Source organism: Streptomyces sp. NPDC050211, from assembly GCF_040656035.1.
GTDB lineage: Bacteria > Actinomycetota > Actinomycetes > Streptomycetales > Streptomycetaceae > Streptomyces.
The window spans coordinates 45400-64464 of sequence record NZ_JBFALC010000055.1 but is presented as its reverse complement, the minus strand read 5'-3'; the positions used below and the strand labels follow the sequence as shown (position 1 = coordinate 64464).

Sequence of the window (19065 nt, the reverse complement as noted above, 5' to 3'; positions counted from 1 at the left end):
GCCCGTCCGGCGTTTGAGGACGAGGCCGTTCAGGCCGAAGCGGGGGTCTGGGGGCGCAGCCCCCAGGGACGGGACGGGTAGGGGCGGCGGGGGCGAGAACCTACTGCCGCCGCCGCTTCCCGTCCAGTTCGTCCCACCACTCGTCGGACTTCGGGTCGCCGGACGGATCGTCCCACCAACGGTCCTCGGGGCCGCGGCGGTTGGCGACCATCGCGGCGAGGGGCGGGATGACCATCGCCACCACGCACATGCCCACGGCCACGGGGATCGACCAGAGGCGTACGACGCCCCAGGCCAGGACGAAGAGCGTGATGCAGGTCCCCATCATGGCGAAGTAGAGGTGACGTCGCCGTGCGTACATACGACCAGGGTAGGTCCGGGCATGCGGAAGGGCCGTACCCCCGGTGTCCAACCCGTGGGGTACGGCCCTTCCGTCGGTCGTGGTCAGACCGCGATCGCTACCTCCGCCAGGCCGCCCTGCTGGGCGACGACGGTGCGGTCGGCGGTGGCGCCGCCCGGGACCAGGGCGCGGACGGTCCAGGTGCCCTCGGCCGCGTAGAACCGGAACTGGCCCGTGGCGGAGGTGGGGACCTCCGCGGTGAACTCGCCGGTCGAGTCCAGCAGACGGACGTAGCCCGTCACCGGCTCGCCGTCACGGGTCACCTGACCCTGGATCGTGGTCTCACCGGGCTTGATCGTCGAGGCGTCGGGGCCGCCGGCCTTCGCTCCGCACATGTTGAACTCCTTGAGGGGTAAAGGTCGGGGCTTACTTGTTGGCGCCGAGCTCGATCGGCACGCCGACGAGGGAGCCGTATTCGGTCCAGGAACCGTCGTAGTTCTTGACGTTCTGCACACCGAGCAGCTCGTGCAGGACGAACCAGGTCAGCGCGGAGCGCTCACCGATACGGCAGTAGGCGATGGTGTCCTTGGCCAGGTCGACGTTCTCCTCGGCGTAGAGCTCCTTGAGCTCCTCGTCCGACTTGAAGGTGCCGTCGTCGTTGGCGTTCTTCGACCACGGGATGTTGCGGGCGGACGGGACGTGGCCCGGACGCTGCGACTGCTCCTGCGGCAGGTGCGCGGGGGCGAGCAGCTTCCCGCTGAACTCGTCGGGCGAGCGGACGTCGACCAGGTTCTGCGAACCGATGGCGGCGACCACGTCGTCACGGAAGGCGCGGATGGACTTGTCCTGCGGCTTGGCCTTGTAGTCGGTCGCCGGACGCACCGGCACCTCCTCGACCAGCTCGCGGGCGTCCAGCTCCCACTTCTTGCGGCCGCCGTCGAGGAGCTTGACGTTCTCGTGGCCGTACAGCTTGAAGTACCAGTAGGCGTACGACGCGAACCAGTTGTTGTTGCCGCCGTAGAGGATCACCAGCGTGTCGTTGGCGATGCCCTTCGCCGACAGGAGCTTCTCGAAGCCCTCCTGGTCGATGAAGTCACGGCGTACCGGGTCCTGGAGGTCCTTGGTCCAGTCGATCCGGATGGCGCCTCGGATGTGGTTCTTCTCGTACGCGGACGTGTCCTCGTCGACCTCGACGATCGCGATGTTCGGGCTGTCGAGGTTGGCCTCGACCCAGTCGGCATCGACCAGGACGTCGCTGCGGCTCATGCTCTTTCTCCTCCGGGGCAGTTGCGGCGGGGCGTGCGAGTGAGAGGGGCGCGCGGTCCAGGAGCACCGGACGGCGCACGAATGCCCTGGGCAGGGCGCGGGGAATGCGGAAGGCTGCGCTTCCGCTCAGAAGGTGCGACAGAGCATGGCGGCGACGCGGCACAGGTCTACTGCCCGCCGCTTCGTGAGGTCCGCCTGTCGCTTCATGGGCTTGAGCTTAGGGACGGACGGGTGGGCGTGTCACCGGTGTGTCGTATTTTGAGACGCGATCGTCCGGGATGTGGGATGACATGAACGCAGTGGCGGGCACGGAAGGGATTCCGGGCGGACGTATCCGTCGTCACATCTGCGGTACGGACGTCCGCGTCTCGCCCTTCGGACGGCCCTGGTGATGGCCGCTGACGTCCTACCCGGCGAGCCGGACGTTCGAACCCTTCACCCCGATCTCCACACCGCCCTGCGCGGCCTCGACCCGGTCCAGCTGGATGCCGCCGGGCAGGTCGTCGATCTGCTGCTCGAAGTCGGTGATCTCCCTGACCTCGTTCTCCGCGGTCCGGACGCCGCCGAACGACGGGAGCTTTTCGGCGCGCACCTTCACGGTGTTGTCGCCCTCGACCGTGACGGTGCTGAGGACGGAGACCGGCTCGGGCAGCTTCGTGCCGAGCACGGTCGCCTCGACCGAGACCTTGATCTTGCCGTTGCCGCCGTCGGAGAGGCCGACGACGTTCGCGGTGACGCCGGGGGCGATCTGGGTGGGCTCCGACTGGGCGGTCTTCAGCAGCTCGGCGTAGGAGATGGTCGCGGTGCCGGTGGCGGTGGCCGCGGTGGCGGAGCTGTAGTCGCCGGAGAACTCGACGCCCTTCATGTTCGCCTGGAGATCGCCGATTGTGATCTTCTCGGCGCTGTCGCCCGTCGGGGCTTCGTAGTCCTTGATGCCGATCTCGACATCGTCCAGTTCGCCGCCGAGGACCTGGGTGAGGAAGGGGAAGCCCTTGATGGAGACGTCGGGCTTGGCGGCGAGGTTCTCCGTGGTCTGGAGCTTGCCGGCGGCCTCGTCCTCGGCGAAGTTCACGGCGAGGCGGTCGGCGGCTACGAAGAGGCCGCCGAGGATCACGACGACGATCAGCAGTATTCGCAGTGCGCGCATGTTCGGGGTTCCCACCTCGGCGGTCATCAACGACGACGGTCACTGACGACCGGGTGGCCGTCCTGCGCGAGAGTAACCCCGGGGCAAGGGGGGAGCGGGGGATTGTCGATCAGCTGTGACAGTCGGTCAGGTGTGACAGTCGCCAGGTGTGGCAGGAGCGACGCCGCTCAGCCCAGCGCCCGCCCCAGCAGGTACACCGCCGGCGCCGCCGCCGCGAGCGGCAACGCGACCCCGGCCGTGAAGTGGACGAAGCGGGACGGGTAGTCGTAGCTCGCGACCCGGTGGCCGATCAGGGCGCAGCCGCCCGCAGCCGCGCCGAGGAACGCGCCGTTCGCACCCAGGCCGGTCATGCCGCCCACCGCGATGCCCGCGCCGGCCGCGGCGAGGAGGGAGACGATCACGGACGCCGGGGTGGGCAGGGGAAGCACCCGGGCCAGGATCGCCACGGCCACCGCCGCGGCGCCGACCGTGACCGCGTCCGTGTCGGCCGCGAAGTAACCGGCCGCGATGATCGACAGCGCCGCCGCGGCGACGGTCGCCATCAGCCCGTACATCCGCTCGTCCGGCTCGGCGTGCGACCGCAGTTGCAGGACCAGGGCCAGCAGCACCCACACACCGAGCGTGCCGAGGATCGCCGCCGGCGCACGGTCGGCCGCCACCAGCGCGACATCCGCGGTCAGCGCGCCCGCGAACGCCAGCGCGATGCCCTGCCGGGCGGGCCACATCCCGTTCAGCCGGAACCAGCCCGCCGCCGTCACCGCTTGCAGCACCACAAGCGGTACGAGCAGCGCGTACGACCCGATGGCCGCCGTCCCGGACAGCAGCAGCCCCAGCAGTGCCGTCAGCGCCGCGGGCTGCATCCCGGGCTCGATGATCGGCGACCGCCCCTCCAGGCGGGCCCGCTGAGCATCGGTGATACGGGAGTTCCCGACGAGGGTGGCGGGGCCGTAGGAGGGCTCTTCCTCGGCGGCACCGACCTCAAGGCCGCCGGCCGCACTCGCGCCACCGCTTTGGGCAGCAGTGCCGGGCTGGGCAGGGCCCACAGCGCCGGGTGCCGTGTAAGCAGGGGCGTACTGTTCCTGCCCCTGCGGCGGCACGTACGCGCCCGGCACCTGAGTATCCCAGGTCTGCCCCTGCCACTGCTGCGTGTACTGCTGGGCGGCGTGCGGATCCTCGTACGCCTGCTGCCAGTACGGGTCGTACCCCTGCGGGTACTGCCCCTCGTAGGAACCCTCGTGCGGCTGGTTGGTCATCTCACCCTCCTGCGAACGGCGGAAGCACCTCGACCGTCCCGCCGTCGACCAGCCGTACCGTCTCATGGCCGCGGGTCCCTACGGGGTCACCGTCGATGAGGAACGAGCATCGCTGCAGGACGCGCGCCAGTTCGCCGGGGTGTCGCGCACGCACCGCGGCGAGCGCGTCCGCGAGGGTGTCCGCGTCGTACGGCTCCTCGGCGACCCCGGCCGCGGCCTTCGCGGCGGCCCAGTAGCGCACCGTGACCTTGGGCATGCGGTTCCTCAATCAGTCGGTCGTCAACAACGTCAGGCTAGCCCGCCTTCGCCGCCGCCCAGTCCCCGATCCGGGCCAGCAGTTCATCCGCCGCCGCGTGCTCGGCGTGGCCCATGCCGGGCTCCAGCCAGAGTTCGCCGTGGTCACCGGCGGCCGCGGCCAGCATGTGGGGGTGGTCGACGGGAAAGTAGCCGTCGATGTCGCCGTGGACGATGAGGAGCGGCGTGGGCGCGATGTGCGGGACGGCCTCGACCGGGGAGAGGGGGACCGGGTCCCAGCCGCGGTGGTAGATCCGCGTCCGGAGTCCGTAGCGGGCGGCCAGCCGGCCCTCGCGACGGGTCACCAGCCAGTACACGCGCCGCATCCGGGGCGTGCCCCGGTAGTACCAGCGGGCGGGAGCGCTCACCGAAACCACCGCGTCCGTTCCCGCTTCCGTGCGCCCCTCGTGCTCCAATCCGGCCGCTGCCGCCGACGTGCCGTACAGCGCCGCGTGCCGCAGCACCACCGAGCCGCCCATGGAGAAGCCGACCGTGACCACGCGCGTGTGCCCGAGCTCGCGGGCCCAGGCGACCGCGGCGGCGAGGTCGTGCACCTCGCGGTCGCCGACGGTGGAGACGCCGCCGGACCGCCCGTGGCCTCTGAAGGAGAAGGTGACGACCGCGCCGTGCCGCGCGAACGCCTGTGCCACCCGTCGCACATGCGGCTTGTCCACATCGCCGGTGAAACCGTGCGCGACGACGAACACCACATCACCGGAAGGTGGCGCTCCGGCGTCGTATACGTGCCCGCCCGGTTCGTATACGGCGTCGATCGCCACATCGTCGAACGTGCGCAGAAACGTACGCAAAGACCCCGCCGTGTCCGTCTCGGATGCCGGACGAACGGTGGATCGTGCCACATGACCTGCCATGCCAGCCCTCATGTGGGCTATTCTGCTGGACACAGGACTCGGGCAGCGTAGCCCCCGGGTCCTTTTGTGCTTTCGGAAGCGTTGTATACGAAGCGGGAAACTCCAGGTGACCGCGGGTGTACGGGGCCTTTCGGGATCGCAGAGCAGGTGACGTACCGCACAACGTCCTCGCAGGGACCGAGGAGGAACCAGACGTATGAGTTCTCTGCTGCTCCTGACCAATGCCCTTCAGCCGTCGACCGAGGTGCTCCCCGCTCTCGGGCTGCTCCTGCACAACGTGCGGGTCGCCCCGGCCGAAGGCCCCGCCCTCGTCGACACCCCCGGTGCCGACGTCATCCTGATCGACGGCCGCCGGGACCTTCCGCAGGTGCGCAGCCTCTGCCAGCTGTTGCGCTCCACCGGCCCCGGCTGCCCGCTCATCCTCGTCGTCACCGAGGGCGGCCTCGCGGCCGTCACCGCCGACTGGGGCATCGACGACGTGCTCCTCGACACCGCCGGTCCGGCGGAGGTCGAGGCGCGGCTGCGGCTCGCCATGGGCCGCCAGCAGATCGTCAACGACGACTCCCCGATGGAGATCCGCAACGGCGATCTGTCGGTGGACGAGGCGACGTACTCCGCCAAGCTCAAGGGCCGGGTGCTCGACCTCACCTTCAAGGAGTTCGAGCTCCTCAAATACCTCGCGCAGCACCCGGGCCGTGTCTTCACGCGCGCGCAGCTGCTCCAGGAGGTCTGGGGCTACGACTACTTCGGTGGCACCCGGACCGTCGACGTCCATGTACGGCGCCTGCGCGCCAAGCTCGGACCCGAGCACGAGTCGCTGATCGGGACCGTCCGGAACGTCGGTTATCGATTCGTTACGCCGGAGAAGGCGGACCGCTCGGAGCGCTCCTCCGACGAGGCGAGGGTCACGGCGGACCAGCCAAAGCCGGAGGATGCGGACGAGACGGCCTCCCTGGACGCCACCGAGGTCACGGCCGAGGCATAGCGGACCTGTGGGCGGGCTCGCCCGCCCACAGGGGCTCCCCAGACAAGCATCTTTACGCCCTGCCCAGAGCGGGTCCATCCGCGTAGACTCCGCGCGTGGCCAAGGTGACTCGGGATGATGTGGCACGACTGGCGGGTACCTCCACCGCGGTCGTCAGCTATGTCATCAACAACGGACCCCGGCCGGTTGCCCCGGCCACGCGCGAGCGTGTCCTCGCCGCGATCAAGGAGCTGGGCTACCGGCCCGACCGGGTCGCCCAGGCCATGGCGTCGCGGCGCACGGACCTCATAGGCCTGATCGTGCCGGACGCGCGCCAGCCCTTCTTCGGGGAGATGGCGCACGCGGTCGAACAGGCCGCGTCCGAGCGCGGAAAGATGGTGCTCGTCGGGAACTCCGACTACATCGCCGAGCGCGAGGTCCACTATCTGCGGGCCTTCCTCGGTATGCGGGTCTCCGGCCTGATCCTGGTCAGCCACGCGCTGAACGACAACGCGGCCGCCGAGATCGACGCCTGGGACGCCCGGGTCGTGCTGCTGCACGAGCGCCCGGAGGCCATCGACGACGTCGCCGTCGCCACGGACGACCTGGGCGGCGCCCAGCTCGCCGTACGCCACCTGCTTGAGCACGGCTACGAGTACGTCGCCTGTATGGGCGGCACCGCCGAGACCCCCGCGGTCGGCGACCCCGTCTCCGACCACGTCGAGGGCTGGCGGCGCGCGATGGACGACGCCGGGATCTCCACCGAGGGACGGCTGTTCGAAGCGCCGTACAACCGCTACGACGCCTACCACATCGCCCTCGACATCCTCTCCGGGCCGAAGCGGCCGCCCGCGATCTTCTGCTCCACCGACGACCAGGCGCTCGGCCTGCTGCGCGCGGCCCGCGAGCTGCGCATCGACGTGCCGGGCGAGCTGGGCGTCATCGGCTTCGACGACATCAAGGAAGCGGCCTTCGCCGACCCGCCCATGACCACGATCTCCTCGGACCGCCCGGCCATGGCACGGGCAGCGGTGGACCTGCTCCTGGACGACGGCCTGCGGGTGGCGGGTTCGCGCCGCGAGCGGCTGAAGGTGTTTCCTTCGCGGTTGGTGGTACGGCGGTCCTGTGGCTGTGAGGCATGACGGGCCCTTGATGAGGATTGCCTGAGAGACCTCGCCAAGTAGCGAGAGAGGCCCTTACATCGGGCGAACGAGGTTCTCGCACCGTTCTCAGGGAGCACTCAGCCAGCTCTCATCGAGCGGCGACAAGCTCTGAGACATGACCGAGAGCATCCGCCGCAGCGGCGAGTACGAGAACCCCAGCGAGGGCGACCAGCAGTCGACGTACGCCCAGCAGCACGCCTCCTCCCCCGTCGACCCGGAGTGGCCGCCTCCGCCGGCGTACCAGCCGCCGGTCACGGCGGAGCCCGGGACGACCGTGTGGCCGTCGCAGGCCGCGCATGCCTCGGCTCCGGCCGGGTTCGCGGCGGACGGTGCGGGTCAGGGTGGCCATGGCGGTGACGGCGGGGGCGGTGGCACGGCGGTCTTCACGGCCGTTCCCGCACCTGCCCCGGCGCGGAAGCGCAACCGCGGCCCCCTCGCCCTCCTCGCCGCCGTGGCGATCGTCGCCGCGGCCATAGGCGGCGGTACGGCGTACGGCATCCAGGAGCTGACCGGCACCGACACGGTGACCTCCTCCAGCGCCAGCACCAACGTCGTGCCGTCCAGCCAGAAGGGCACGGTCGCCGGGGTCGCCGCGGCGGTCAGCCCGAGCATCGTCGAGATCAACGCCACCTCCAACTCCGGCGAGTCCACCGGCTCCGGCGTGATCATCACCTCCGACGGCGAGATCATCACCAACAACCACGTCGTCTCCGGCGCCTCGTCGATCAAGGTGAGCACCAGCGACGGCAAGACCTACACCGCGAAGGTCGTCGGCACCGACAGCAAGAAGGACCTGGCGCTGATCAAGCTGGAGGACGCGTCCGGCCTCAAGGCGGCCACCCTCGGCAACTCCGACGGCGTGCAGGTCGGCGACACGGTCGTGGCGATCGGCTCCCCCGAGGGCCTGACCGGCACGGTGACCAGCGGCATCGTCTCCGCGCTCGACCGGGACGTGACGGTCTCGACGGACGAGAGCCAGGGACAGCAGGGCGGTGGCAGCGGGCAGTGGCCGTTCGAGTTCGGCGGCCAGCAGTTCAACGGCGACACCGGCTCGTCCACGACGACGTACAAGGCGCTCCAGACGGACGCGTCCCTGAACCCCGGGAACTCCGGCGGCGCCCTGATCGACATGAACGGCAACATCATCGGCATCAACTCCGCGATGTACTCCGCCGCGGACGCGACTTCGTCGAGCGCGGGCAGCGTCGGCCTCGGCTTCGCCATCCCGATCAACACCGTCAAGTCCGACCTGGCCACGCTGCGCGCGGGCTCCACCGACTAGGAGTACGGCATGATCCAGCAGGTTTCACACACGGTGACCGGCGCCGACCCGGCCGGTTTCGCCCTGGCCGTCGAGGTGGCGTACGAGCTGCACGCACCGGTGCCGCGGGCGCCGGAGGTGGCGGCGAGCGGCGGCGCCCGGACCCGCCGTACGGCGTCCGCGTCCCGCACCCGCCGCCGTACCGCACTGGGCTGAAAGCGTGCGACGCTGAGATCCGTCAGTCCCCCGTCCCACCACATTCTCTGAGGAACCCGAGCCCATGAGCCCCGCCGACGGCGACCGTGACCCCCAGCGCATCCTGATCGTCGACGACGAGCCGGCGGTACGCGAAGCACTCCAGCGCAGCCTCGCCTTCGAGGGGTACGGCACGGAGGTCGCGGTCGACGGCGCGGACGCGTTGGAGAAGGCGACGCTGTACAAGCCGGACCTGGTGGTCCTGGACATCCAGATGCCGCGCATGGACGGCCTCACCGCCGCACGCCGCATCCGCGGCGCCGGCGACACGACCCCGATCCTCATGCTCACGGCCCGTGACACGGTCGGCGACCGCGTGACCGGCCTCGACGCCGGCGCCGACGACTACCTCGTCAAGCCCTTCGAACTCGACGAACTCTTCGCCCGCGTCCGCGCGCTGCTCCGCCGCAGCTCGTACGCGGCCGCGGCCGGGGCGGGTGCCGCCCAGGACGACGAGGCCCTGACCTTCGCCGACCTGCGGATGGACCTGGCCACGCGCGAGGTGACGCGGGGTGGACGCCCCGTGGAGCTGACCCGCACCGAATTCACGCTCCTGGAGATGTTCATGGCACATCCCCGCCAGGTGCTGACCCGCGAGCAGATCCTGAAGTCGGTCTGGGGCTTCGACTTCGAGCCGTCCTCCAACTCCCTCGACGTGTATGTGATGTACCTGCGCCGCAAGACGGAGGCGGGGGGCGAGCCGCGGCTCGTGCACACGGTGCGTGGGGTGGGGTATGTGTTGCGTCAGGGTGGCGCCGAGTGAGCAAGGTTGTGCGGCGGTTCCGGTCGCTACCGATCCGGGCGCGACTGGCGATGCTGGTGGCGGCGGCGGTGGCGTTTGGGGTGGCGGCGGTTTCGGTTACCTGTTGGTTCATTGTGCAGGGGAAGACGTACGAGCAGGTAGACACGCGGCTCGACAGCGCGGAGTTCAAGCTGACCGAGCGGCAGGTCACGGCTTTGCTGGCCGCCTGTCCCCAGGAGGTCACTGATTTCGATGCGTCCAACGAGATGCGACCCCGGGACTATTACGTTCAGGTGGTGAAGTCGGACGGAACGGTCTGTGTGTTCGCCAACTCAGCAGGCGTCCTGAAAGCCACAGCCCGGGACGAGGACATGGCCGCGTACCCCGAGCCAGGCGTGCGTACCTTCCACAACACCACCGACACGGACGGCAACGACGTACGGGTACGAACCACGCCCCTCATCGTTGGCTTGGGCCCCGATGCTCAGGTCTACCCCGACGTCGCTCTGCAGGTCGGGCTGTCCCTCAAAGCAACCCAGGACACACTCAACGACCTCGCCCTGATCCTCCTCCTCGTCTCCGGCATCGGAGTCGTCGGCGCCGGCGCCGCCGGTCTCGCAGTCGCCCGCGCGGGCCTCCGCCCCGTCGACAAGCTCACGGACGCGGTCGAACACGTAGCCCGCACGGAAGACTTGACCGTCCGCATCCCCGTGGAGGACGAGGCTGAAGACGAAGTCGCCCGTCTCTCCCGCTCCTTCAACTCCATGACGTCCTCCCTGGCCAGCTCCCGCGATCTCCAACAGCAGCTCATCGCAGACGCCGGCCACGAACTTCGCACCCCCCTCACCTCCCTCCGCACGAACATCGAACTCCTCACCCGCAGCGAGGAAACAGGCCGCCCGATCCCGGAGGCGGACCGCAAGGCACTGCTCGCCTCGGTCAAGGCACAGATGACGGAACTGGCGTCCCTGATAGGGGACTTGCAGGAACTGTCCCGCTCGGAGGGCCAGCGCGGCGAGCGCGTTCAGGTGATCTCTCTGGAGGACACGGTGGAGTCGGCCCTGCGCCGGGCACGGCTCCGCGGCCCGGAGCTGACGATCACGGCGGACCTTCAGCCCTGGTACGTACGGGCGGAACCGGCGGCCCTGGAACGCGCCGTCGTCAACATCCTCGACAACGCGGTGAAGTTCAGCCCCGAGGGCAGCACGATCGAGGTCCAGCTCGCGTCCGGCATCCTCACGGTCCGCGACCACGGCCCCGGCATCCCCGCCGAGGAACTCCCCCACGTCTTCGACCGCTTCTGGCGCTCCCCGAGCGCACGGGCGTTGCCGGGCTCGGGGCTGGGCCTGTCGATCGTGGCACGGACGGTGCAGCAGGCGGGCGGCGAGGTGACCCTGGGCCACGCCGAGGGCGGCGGCACGATCGCGACCGTACGACTGCCGGGGGCGCCGACGCCTCCGCCGGAGACGCCGTAGAGAAAAGGCAGCGGCACGATCGCGACGTTCCGGTTGCCCGGTGCGTCCACGACCCCGTCGGAAATCCCCTGGCAGGGCGGCCTGCGCTCAGACAGGGGCCGCTGCGCTCGGAGCTACTTTCGGCCATGCCGAAGCTCTGGCAAGTTGCTAAAGATTCAATCACCCCTGTTATCTTCCGATCGCTTCTGATGCTGCTGGGTCCCCTGTGACGCCTCGTGCTCACTGCTGCCGGCATCGCCCCCCACTTCACGATCAGAAGAGCAGGAGCATGCCCATGAGCCATGCGCTCACGTCTGTCCTGAACAAGGCCGCTCTGAAGAAAGGCGTCTTGAAGAAGGGCGCTCTGATGACCGCCTCCGCCGCCCTCGCCCTGGCCGCCGTCGTCACCGGTGCCGGCACGGCGCAGGCCGGACCGGCCGGTGCGCAGAACGTCCGCGGTGTGGATCCCGGTGACACCGACCGGATGCTGGACCGGCTCTGCGGTCAGGAGACGAGCCTGACGGGGGTCTATGGGGCCCTCAACGTCGAGACCGGGGAGTTCAAGACGCGGGACGAGTACCTGAACGACGTCATCCCGCTGTGGGAGCCCATCGGCCCGTGGGAGACCTTCCGGGGCTGGTGCGGTTACGGGCAGGCCTCCACCTGGTCCATCAAGGGCGAGCCCGTCCGCACCTCCGAGTGGACCGGCAACCACGGCACGACGGAGGACAAGGTGACCTTCGTCAGCGGCTACAGCACCAAGACGTCCGTCAAGAAGAGCGTCGGCGCCAACATCAGCCTCTCCCTCGCCAAGAGCATCTTCTCGGGCACCGCGGGCGGCAGCTTCAGCTACGAGTGGGGCTGGGAGAAGACCTCGTCCTTCGAGCGGCGGAGTGAGAAGTCCATCCCGCCGTGCACCCAGGTCGCGACGACCTGGACGCCGTACCAGCGCGTGGTCCGCGTCAACCCGGTCTTCTACGTCGAGGACTACGAGTGGAACAAGACCGGCGACGACCGCGTCACCGCGCACACCTGGCGCGGCCGGGACGCCGGCTGGAAGACGATCTACTCGCACGGCTACTACATCGACGGCATCTCCGACAAGCTCCTCCCCAACGGCCAGCCCGACGGCCGTGAGGACAAGTGGCAGGAGAACCTCGACCCCAAGTCCTGCGCCAAGTAAAGGAGGCGGCCGCGCTGCATCGCGCGGCCGCCGCCTAGTCGGTACGGCCGAGGCGTTCGAGCACCCACCGTCTGCCTTCCCGCAGCCAGGAGGTGTCCGGCAGGGTCCTGAGGCTCTCCTCGTAGCAGGCCAGTGACTCCTCCAGCCGTCCGAGGTTCGCCAGGGCGGCCCCCTTCATCCCCTTGGTCCTGGCCGCCAGGACGTCATCGGGGTCGGCGGCGAGGGCGCGGTCGGCGCAGGTGAGTGCTTCCTCGTGCCGCTCCAGCTCACTCAGCGCCCGGCACTTCTGGTACCAGTGCGTCGCCAGCGGGGCGAGCGCGATGGCGCGGTCGTAGCAGGGCAGGGCCTCGTCCTGACGGCCTAGCGCACACAGGACGTCGGCCTTGTTCTGCCACGCCTCCGGCAGCTCGGGGTCCAGCTCGATCGCCTGCTCGTAGCAGGCCAGCTCCTCCTCGTCGCGCCCGTGCAGCGCCCAGTGGATCGAGCCCTTGTAGACCAGCAGGTCGGCCGAGTCCTCACCCGTCCGCCGAAGTTCCTCGCAGCACTCCTTGGCCCGCTCGTACTGCCCGAGATCGAAGGCGGCCCGCAGGATGTTCCAGCGCACGTCCCGGTCGTCCGGGTCGATCTCGGCTGCCTGCTCCAAAACCTCCATGGCCTCGGCCGGACGTCCCAGCATCAGCAGCACGCATCCCTTCTCCAGGAGGGCCGGGACGTAACGGGGCGCGACGGAGAGAGCTCGGTCCAGGTCCACCAGCGCGTCGGCCTGCCGGTTCTGCCGCCGCCGCAGCAGGGCCCGGCCGAAGAGGCAGTTCTCCGCGCGCGGCCGCAGCTCCAGAGTGCGGGCGTACGCCTGCTCCGCTTCCTCGAGGCGGCCCAAGTCCCGCAGCGCCACCGCCTTGCCGTTCCACAACTTCCCGTCGTCGGGCCAGATCGCCAACCCCTCGGTGTAGCAAGTGAGTTGGTCCTCGCTGCGGCCCAGCTCACCCAGGACCCAGCCGGTGCTCACCCATGCGCCGACGTCTGTGGGATCGAGCTCCCGCCATCGCTCGAAGCAGGGCAGGGCCTCCTCCAGGCGGTCGAGCTTGTTCAGGATTCCGCCCTTCTGTTCCCACAGCGTGGGCTCGTCCGGCAGGGCTTGCGTGGCACGGTCGATCCACGCGAGCGCCTCGTCGGGCCGGTCCAGCTCCCGCAGGACGACGGACTTCCACTTCCAGGCCGCGGTGTAGTCCGGAAGGAGCTCGACGGCACGGTCGTAGCAAGGCAGGGTCTCCTGCGCGCGGCCGAGCGTATACAGGGCCCCGGCCTTGCGGAACCACGCCCAGGCCGAGTCCGGATCGAGCTCGAGCGCACGCTCGTAGCAGGCCAGCTCCTTCTCGTCGTTCCCGTGGAGATCGGCGTGTATCGCCCCTTCGTACACCAGCAGGTCGACGGTGTCCCCGCCCAGCAGCCGTGCCTTCTCCATGTACTCCAGGGCCTGCTCGTAGCGCTCCAGCCGGTAGGCCGCGCGCATCAGGTTCGACCAGACGCCCGCGTCGTCCGGCTCCATCTCGGCCGCCCGCTTCAGGACCTCGACGGCCTCAGCCGGACGTGACAGATCCAGCAGCGCGACCGCCTTGTTGTAGTGCGCTTTGAAAAAGCGGGGGGCGATGCTCAGCGCCCGGTCGAGGTCCACCAGCGACTCGGCATGCCGATTCTGCCGACTTCGCAGCAGGGCCCGGTCCAGCAGAAAGTTCTGGTCGCGCGGCCGCAGCTCCAGGGCCCGGTCGAACGCCTCCTCCGCTTCCCCGAAGCGGTCCAGCTCCCGCAGGGCGCCCGCCCTGCCTCCCCAGGCATGAGCCATGTCGGACCGGAGCTCCAGAGCACGGTCGTAGCACGCCAGAGCTTCCTCGCTCCGCTCCAGGCTGCGGAGAAGGTTCCCCCTGTTCAGCCACGCGCTCGGCTCGTCCGGGTTCAGCTCGACGCTGCGGTCGTACGCGGCCAGCGCTTCGTCGGCCCTGCGCAAGCCGCCCAGGGACATGCCGCGCACCTGCCACAGCTTGCTGCGGACGACGTCGCCGTCCCCGTTCTGCTCGGCCGTCTCCAAGCCCTGCTCCACCGCATCCAATGCCTCGTCGTAGCAGTGCAGTTGGTGCAGCCCCACCGCTTTGGACAGCCAGCCCTCGGCGGTGAGCCGCGCCGGCTTCGAGGGCGCCGGTGCCGGGCGGTCCAGCACCTCCCGGTACACCCCGTCCAGCAGCTCGCGCACCGCGGCGAAGTCCGGCGGCCGGTCATCTCGATCCGGCTCGGTGCACGCGCGGATCAGCTGGTAGAGCCGGGTACGGCGGGTGCGTAGGCCGACGGTGCGGTCGATGTACGCCTTCGCCCGCCCGTTCCCGGGCGGCAGCGCGCCGGTGACCATCTGGAAGAACACCACGCCGAACGCGTACACGTCGGCACGGGTGTCCAGCACGGCGCGGGGGACGAACTGCTCGGGGGCCATGTAGCGCGGCGTGCCGGCCACCGTCGTGTACAGCGCCTGCGCGTCCGCCGGCAGCTCGCCCAGGCCGGGAAGACCGGCTTCGCCGGACTCGAAGGCACGGGCCAGTCCGAAGTCGGTCACCCACAGCGTCTCGTCCCCGGTCAGCAGGCAGTTCGCCGGTTTCACATCCCGGTGCACCAGGCCCAGCTGGTCGTGGGCGTGGCGCAGCCCGTCGCACAGGTGCCGGGCGAACCGCAGCGCCTTCGCCGGCGGCAGCGCGCCGTCCGCCATCAGCCCGGCCAGATCGCCGCCCTCGGCGTATTCGGTGACCACACAGGGCAGGTTCTCGATCCACTCCACGTGGTCGGCGGGGGCGACGTGCCGGTGCGGGGGGAGCCGTACCCAGGTCAGCGCTTCGCGCTCGAACCGGGCCCGGTCCGCGTCGCTCCACAGCAGGCGGGTGTCGTAGGTCTTGAGCACCTTGCGCTCGCCGGTGTCGCTGCTGCGGACCACGTACACGACGCCGAATCCGCCGCGGCGCACGTCCAGCACGGTCCAGTGGCCGACGTGCCGGTGACTGCCAAGGCGCTGGCCGACCCGGAAGTTCTCCCGCGCGTGCTGGTCGGGGCTCATGCCGCGCAGGCCGGCCTCGGCTGCCGCACAGTCCGAGTCGATGGACAGGGCCTGGGCGTAGGCGCGGCGCGCCATCCCGGTACGTCCGAGTCCGCGCAAGGCGCCGGCAAGCTCGACGTGCGCCACGGCCCGGTCCGGGCGCAACGCCACGGCCTCCCCCAGCAGCCGCCCGGCCTCCTCGAACCGCCCGGCGGCCAGCGCAGCGCGGCCCAGCGCGACGAAGCGTTCGTAGTCGGGTTCGGCGTCGATGGTGTCCATGGCCCTGTACCCCCGCTGTGCTGTCCTCCGGCTGCTCGACCGATTCCTCCTTTGGGACGGGCGGAAACGGGACGACCCCAAGTCCTGCGCCAAGTAAAGGGTTTCGACCCGGCAACCTTTCCGTGCGGGGCGGCAACCGATCTCTCGGACCCCATCCCCCCGCACGGAACGGATCGCCGTATGAGTGAGCAGCACAGCAAGCCCCGTCACCGCAGAAGCCGCAAGGCCCTGGCCGTCGGCGTCCCGCTCGCCCTCACCGCCGCCGGAACCCTCGCGTACGGCACGGACCTCGGCTTCTTCGGTGAGGACGCGCAGAGCACGGCCTCCGCCGCCGCGCCCGCCTGGGCCACCGCCACCGCCGACGGCTTCGCCTCGGTCAACTCGCTGGGGCAGAACGGGACTTATGGCGGGCGGGACGGCAAGACCGTCACCGTGAAGACGCTTGCGGACCTGGAGAAGTACGCGACCGCCGCCGAGCCGTACGTCATCGTCGTCGCGGCCACCATCAACATGAATCCCGTCGGGAAAGAGATCAAGGTCGCGTCCGACAAGACCATCGTCGGGGCCGGGACCTCCGGGCACATCGTCGGTGGTGGCTTCTTCCTCGGGTCCGGGGTTCATAACGTCATCATCCGGAACCTGACCATCCGGGACGCCTACCAAGGCATCTGGAACGACAAGGACCACGACTTCGACGCCATCCAGATGGACGGCGCCCATCACGTCTGGATCGACCACAACGATCTGCGGCACATGGCCGACGGGCTCATCGACGTCCGCAAGGACAGCACCAACGTCACCGTCTCCTGGAACAAGCTCAGCCAGAACAACAAGACCTTCGGCATCGGCTGGACCGAGAACGTCAAGACGGACATCACGATCCACCACAACTGGATCCGCGAGACCGAGCAGCGCAACCCGTCGACGGACAACGCCGCTCACGCGCACCTCTACAACAACTTCCTTGAGGACGTGGCCGGGACGGACATCAAGTCCTCGTACGGCAACTACTCGCGCGGCGCGACCAAGATGGTCCTGGAGAACTCCTCCTTCCAGGGCGTCACCAACCCCGTCATCAAGGACGGCACCGCGAGCATCGTGCAGCGCGGGAACGTCTTCTCCGGGACCAGTGGACGCAACGAGAGCGGAGGTACCGCCTTTGATCCGAAGACCTACTACAGCTACACGCTCGACCAGGCCTCGGACGTTCCGAACCTCCTCAAGTCCGGTGCCGGGCCCCGCAGTTCCATCGGCACGGCGACCGCCTCGACGACCGCTGCCGCAGCGACCACCCTCACCGTCGCCGCCGACGGGTCCGGCCAGTACCGGACCGTCCAGGCCGCCGTCAACGCCGTACCCGCCAACAACGCCTCCCGGGTCGTCATCTCGGTGAAGCCGGGGACGTACCGCGAGGTCGTCAAGGTCCCGGCCAACAAGCCGCACGTCACCATCCAGGGCACCGGCGGCAGCCGTAAGGACACGGTGATCGTCTACGGCAACGCGGCCGGGATGCAGAAGCCGGACGGGTCGGGGACGTACGGCACTCCGGGCAGCGCGACCCTGTCCATCCAGTCGGACGACTCCCAGGTCCGCAATCTCACCGTCACCAACGACTTCGACGAGGCCGCGAACCAGTCCCTCTCCGGCCACCAGGCGGTCGCGCTGCTGAGCCAGGCCGACAAGGTCGTCCTCGACTCGCTGATCGTCAACGGCGACCAGGACACGCTGGAGCTGGAGACCGCGGCGTCGGACAAGCCCGGCCGCGTGTACGTGACCAACTCCTACATCACGGGCAACGTCGACTTCATCTTCGGCCGGGCGACCGCCGTGATCGACCGCTCGGTCATCACGCTCAAGAAGCGCTGGAACGGCACGTCGGCGGGCTACATCACGGCCCCGAGCACCCCGGCCGACCGCAAGGGCCTGCTGATCAACCGCTCGACGGTCAACGGCGACGTCTCCGCCGCCAGCTTCTTCCTCGGCCGCAACTGGCACCCCGGCGGCTCCACCACGGTCGACCCGCAGACCACGGTCCGCCAGTCCTCCCTCAGCGCCGCCGTCAAGTCCACGCCCTGGTCCGACATGGGCGGCTTCTCCTGGAAGGACGACCGGTTCGCCGAGTACAAGAACACCGGCCCGGGCGCGGGCGCCGCGAGCAGCGACCGGCCGCAGCTGACCGACGCCCAGGCCGCCGGCCAGGAGGTCGCGGACTGGCTCGGCGGCTGGACGCCGACCGCATCGTGACCCCCATGGGATTCACCCAGAACTTGTCTGGCCAATGGACAGCCCCGACCCCTCCAGCCGCACCCTGATTCCGTCCTTCTCCACCCGCACGTCCCGCAGCCGCAGTTCCCCGCTCGGCGGCTTCGGCAGTTCGAACCCCAGCGACAGCTGGTCGGCGAGGACCGGGCGGGTCAGCCGGGGCAGGGCGTCCAGGAGGGTGGGGTCGAAGCCCAGCAGCTTCAGGAGCTGGGGGTGGGCGAGGGCGAGGTCGATGAGGTTGAGGCCCATCGCCTGGCGGGCGAAGCGCGCGGAGCCGGTCAACTCGGCCAGCTTGGAGTCGTCGCGCAGGGCCTCGCGTACGGCGGAGTCCGGCACGCCCAGGCGACGTACGACCGCGGGGACCGACAGCAGCGCCTTCGCCTTGCGCGTCTCACGGGTGAGGCGGGCCGCCGCGTCGGAGGTCAGATGCAGGCCCTCCGAGGCGGCGGTACCCGGGCGGTACGTCGCCAAGTCCCCGATGTCCAGGCGCATTCCGCCGATGTGCGTCGCGATGCCGCGGTCGCCCTCCCGCTGGATGCGGGCCTCGGCGCGCAGCCGCAGGTCATGTCCGGCGACCGGCAGCGTGCCGCGCGCCCGGATGCGGTCGTGGCCCTCGCCGGTGAACGTCACCTGGGACGCGCCCAGTTCACGGTTCAGGTCGGCGAACGACAGCAGTACGTCGCCGTCCAGCTCGGGGACGCTCGCGCCGCGCACGGCCGTCGGGCCGTCGGCGTCCAGTCGTACGTCCTTCGCCGTCGCCGACACCTGCGCCAGCGAGACCCGGTCGGCGGCCACGTCGGGGACGGTCACCTTCACCGAGTCCAGGTGTTCGTCGGCGAGTTGGGTGACGAAGGGGAAGCCGCTGATCTCGACTTCGGGCGCCGCCGCCAGGTCGAGACGGTCCTTGAGGGCGTCCGCCGCCCTGCGCTCGGCATACAGCAGGGCCCAGCGGTCGGCGAGGGTGAGACAGGCGGCGAGGGCGACGATTCCCACCACCGCCTTCATCCCGAGCGACAGGCCCGCGAAGCGGCCCCGCCGACGCCGGCCGTTGCGCCGGTGGTTGGGCGGGGACCACTCGTCTTCGTCGTCCTTGTCCTTGGGCTCATGGAGGAACTCCTCCAGAGGGCCGTCGTCGAGAGCGGCCAGCTCTTCGTACGGGTTTGAACGATAATGCGTCGCTATGTGGTGGGGGGTACGCATCGTGCCATCCGAACATGCGTACCGACCCCACCCGCAACCTCTACCCCAGGTATGCGATGT

The 19065-nt window shown here is 69.8% G+C and carries 18 protein-coding genes; 8 read left to right on the top strand and 10 right to left on the bottom strand.

Annotated features, from left to right (window positions below):
• Positions 1 to 100 precede the first annotated feature (100 nt).
• From AB0I98_RS37785 to AB0I98_RS37750, 8 genes are all read right to left on the bottom strand, one after another.
• Positions 101 to 361 carry a DUF3099 domain-containing protein gene (locus AB0I98_RS37785; RefSeq protein ID WP_362949802.1) on the bottom strand — a complete coding sequence of 87 codons (261 nt, stop codon included), beginning with the start codon at positions 359 to 361 and terminating at the stop codon, positions 101 to 103.
• A gap of 83 nt (positions 362 to 444) precedes the next feature.
• Positions 445 to 735, bottom strand: a complete 291-nt coding sequence (locus tag AB0I98_RS37780; protein WP_210577738.1) for a DUF1416 domain-containing protein — start codon at positions 733 to 735, stop codon at positions 445 to 447.
• A gap of 31 nt (positions 736 to 766) precedes the next feature.
• Positions 767 to 1606, bottom strand: a complete 840-nt coding sequence (locus AB0I98_RS37775) for a sulfurtransferase (RefSeq protein WP_362949800.1) — start codon at positions 1604 to 1606, stop codon at positions 767 to 769.
• A gap of 126 nt (positions 1607 to 1732) precedes the next feature.
• Complete coding sequence (locus AB0I98_RS37770; RefSeq protein ID WP_350310325.1) at positions 1733 to 1813, bottom strand: putative leader peptide; 81 nt, start codon at positions 1811 to 1813, stop codon at positions 1733 to 1735.
• Positions 1814 to 2012: 199 nt separating this feature from the next.
• A complete protein-coding gene (locus AB0I98_RS37765; protein ID WP_362949807.1) occupies positions 2013 to 2753 on the bottom strand; it encodes a DUF2993 domain-containing protein in 741 nt (246 codons plus the stop codon).
• Between the two features lie 167 nt (positions 2754 to 2920).
• Positions 2921 to 4006 (bottom strand): hypothetical protein, encoded by a 1086-nt coding sequence (locus tag AB0I98_RS37760; RefSeq protein ID WP_362949798.1) that lies wholly within the window; start codon positions 4004 to 4006, stop codon positions 2921 to 2923.
• A gap of 1 nt (position 4007) precedes the next feature.
• The gene (locus AB0I98_RS37755) at positions 4008 to 4262 is read right to left on the bottom strand and encodes a MoaD/ThiS family protein (RefSeq protein WP_362949796.1); all 255 of its coding nucleotides are present in this window, start codon (positions 4260 to 4262) and stop codon (positions 4008 to 4010) included.
• Between the two features lie 37 nt (positions 4263 to 4299).
• Positions 4300 to 5109 (bottom strand): alpha/beta fold hydrolase, encoded by an 810-nt coding sequence (locus tag AB0I98_RS37750; RefSeq protein ID WP_362949794.1) that lies wholly within the window; start codon positions 5107 to 5109, stop codon positions 4300 to 4302.
• Positions 5110 to 5368: 259 nt separating this feature from the next.
• Between AB0I98_RS37750 and AB0I98_RS37745 the strand changes: the two genes are divergently transcribed.
• The 7 genes from AB0I98_RS37745 (at position 5369) to AB0I98_RS37715 (ending at position 12194) form a co-directional block, all read left to right on the top strand.
• On the top strand, positions 5369 to 6157 hold the full coding sequence (locus AB0I98_RS37745; RefSeq protein WP_362949792.1) for a response regulator transcription factor: 789 nt from the start codon (positions 5369 to 5371) through the stop codon (positions 6155 to 6157).
• A 95-nt stretch (positions 6158 to 6252) separates the two neighbouring features.
• Positions 6253 to 7278, top strand: coding sequence for a LacI family DNA-binding transcriptional regulator (locus tag AB0I98_RS37740; RefSeq protein WP_362949789.1), 1026 nt, complete (start codon positions 6253 to 6255; stop codon positions 7276 to 7278).
• A 136-nt stretch (positions 7279 to 7414) separates the two neighbouring features.
• A complete protein-coding gene (locus AB0I98_RS37735; protein WP_362949786.1) occupies positions 7415 to 8581 on the top strand; it encodes a trypsin-like peptidase domain-containing protein in 1167 nt (388 codons plus the stop codon).
• A 9-nt stretch (positions 8582 to 8590) separates the two neighbouring features.
• Positions 8591 to 8776 (top strand): hypothetical protein, encoded by a 186-nt coding sequence (locus tag AB0I98_RS37730; protein ID WP_362949784.1) that lies wholly within the window; start codon positions 8591 to 8593, stop codon positions 8774 to 8776.
• A 64-nt stretch (positions 8777 to 8840) separates the two neighbouring features.
• The gene (locus tag AB0I98_RS37725; RefSeq protein ID WP_328362034.1) at positions 8841 to 9578 is read left to right on the top strand and encodes a response regulator transcription factor; all 738 of its coding nucleotides are present in this window, start codon (positions 8841 to 8843) and stop codon (positions 9576 to 9578) included.
• Positions 9575 to 11032 carry a HAMP domain-containing sensor histidine kinase gene (locus tag AB0I98_RS37720; protein ID WP_362949781.1) on the top strand — a complete coding sequence of 486 codons (1458 nt, stop codon included), beginning with the start codon at positions 9575 to 9577 and terminating at the stop codon, positions 11030 to 11032. The genes AB0I98_RS37725 and AB0I98_RS37720 overlap by 4 nt, the downstream gene beginning before the upstream one ends.
• A 274-nt stretch (positions 11033 to 11306) precedes the next feature.
• Positions 11307 to 12194 (top strand): hypothetical protein, encoded by an 888-nt coding sequence (locus AB0I98_RS37715; RefSeq protein ID WP_362949779.1) that lies wholly within the window; start codon positions 11307 to 11309, stop codon positions 12192 to 12194.
• 34 nt (positions 12195 to 12228) lie between these two features.
• Here the strand turns inward: AB0I98_RS37715 and AB0I98_RS37710 are convergent, their stop codons facing one another.
• Entirely contained in the window at positions 12229 to 15543 is a 3315-nt protein-coding gene (locus AB0I98_RS37710) for a tetratricopeptide repeat protein (RefSeq protein WP_362949777.1), read from the bottom strand.
• 180 nt (positions 15544 to 15723) lie between these two features.
• Between AB0I98_RS37710 and AB0I98_RS37705 the strand changes: the two genes are divergently transcribed.
• Entirely contained in the window at positions 15724 to 17787 is a 2064-nt protein-coding gene (locus AB0I98_RS37705; RefSeq protein WP_362949775.1) for a pectinesterase family protein, read from the top strand.
• A 12-nt stretch (positions 17788 to 17799) separates the two neighbouring features.
• Here the strand turns inward: AB0I98_RS37705 and AB0I98_RS37700 are convergent, their stop codons facing one another.
• Positions 17800 to 19005 carry a DUF2993 domain-containing protein gene (locus AB0I98_RS37700; RefSeq protein WP_362949773.1) on the bottom strand — a complete coding sequence of 402 codons (1206 nt, stop codon included), beginning with the start codon at positions 19003 to 19005 and terminating at the stop codon, positions 17800 to 17802.
• Positions 19006 to 19065: the final 60 nt, after the last annotated feature.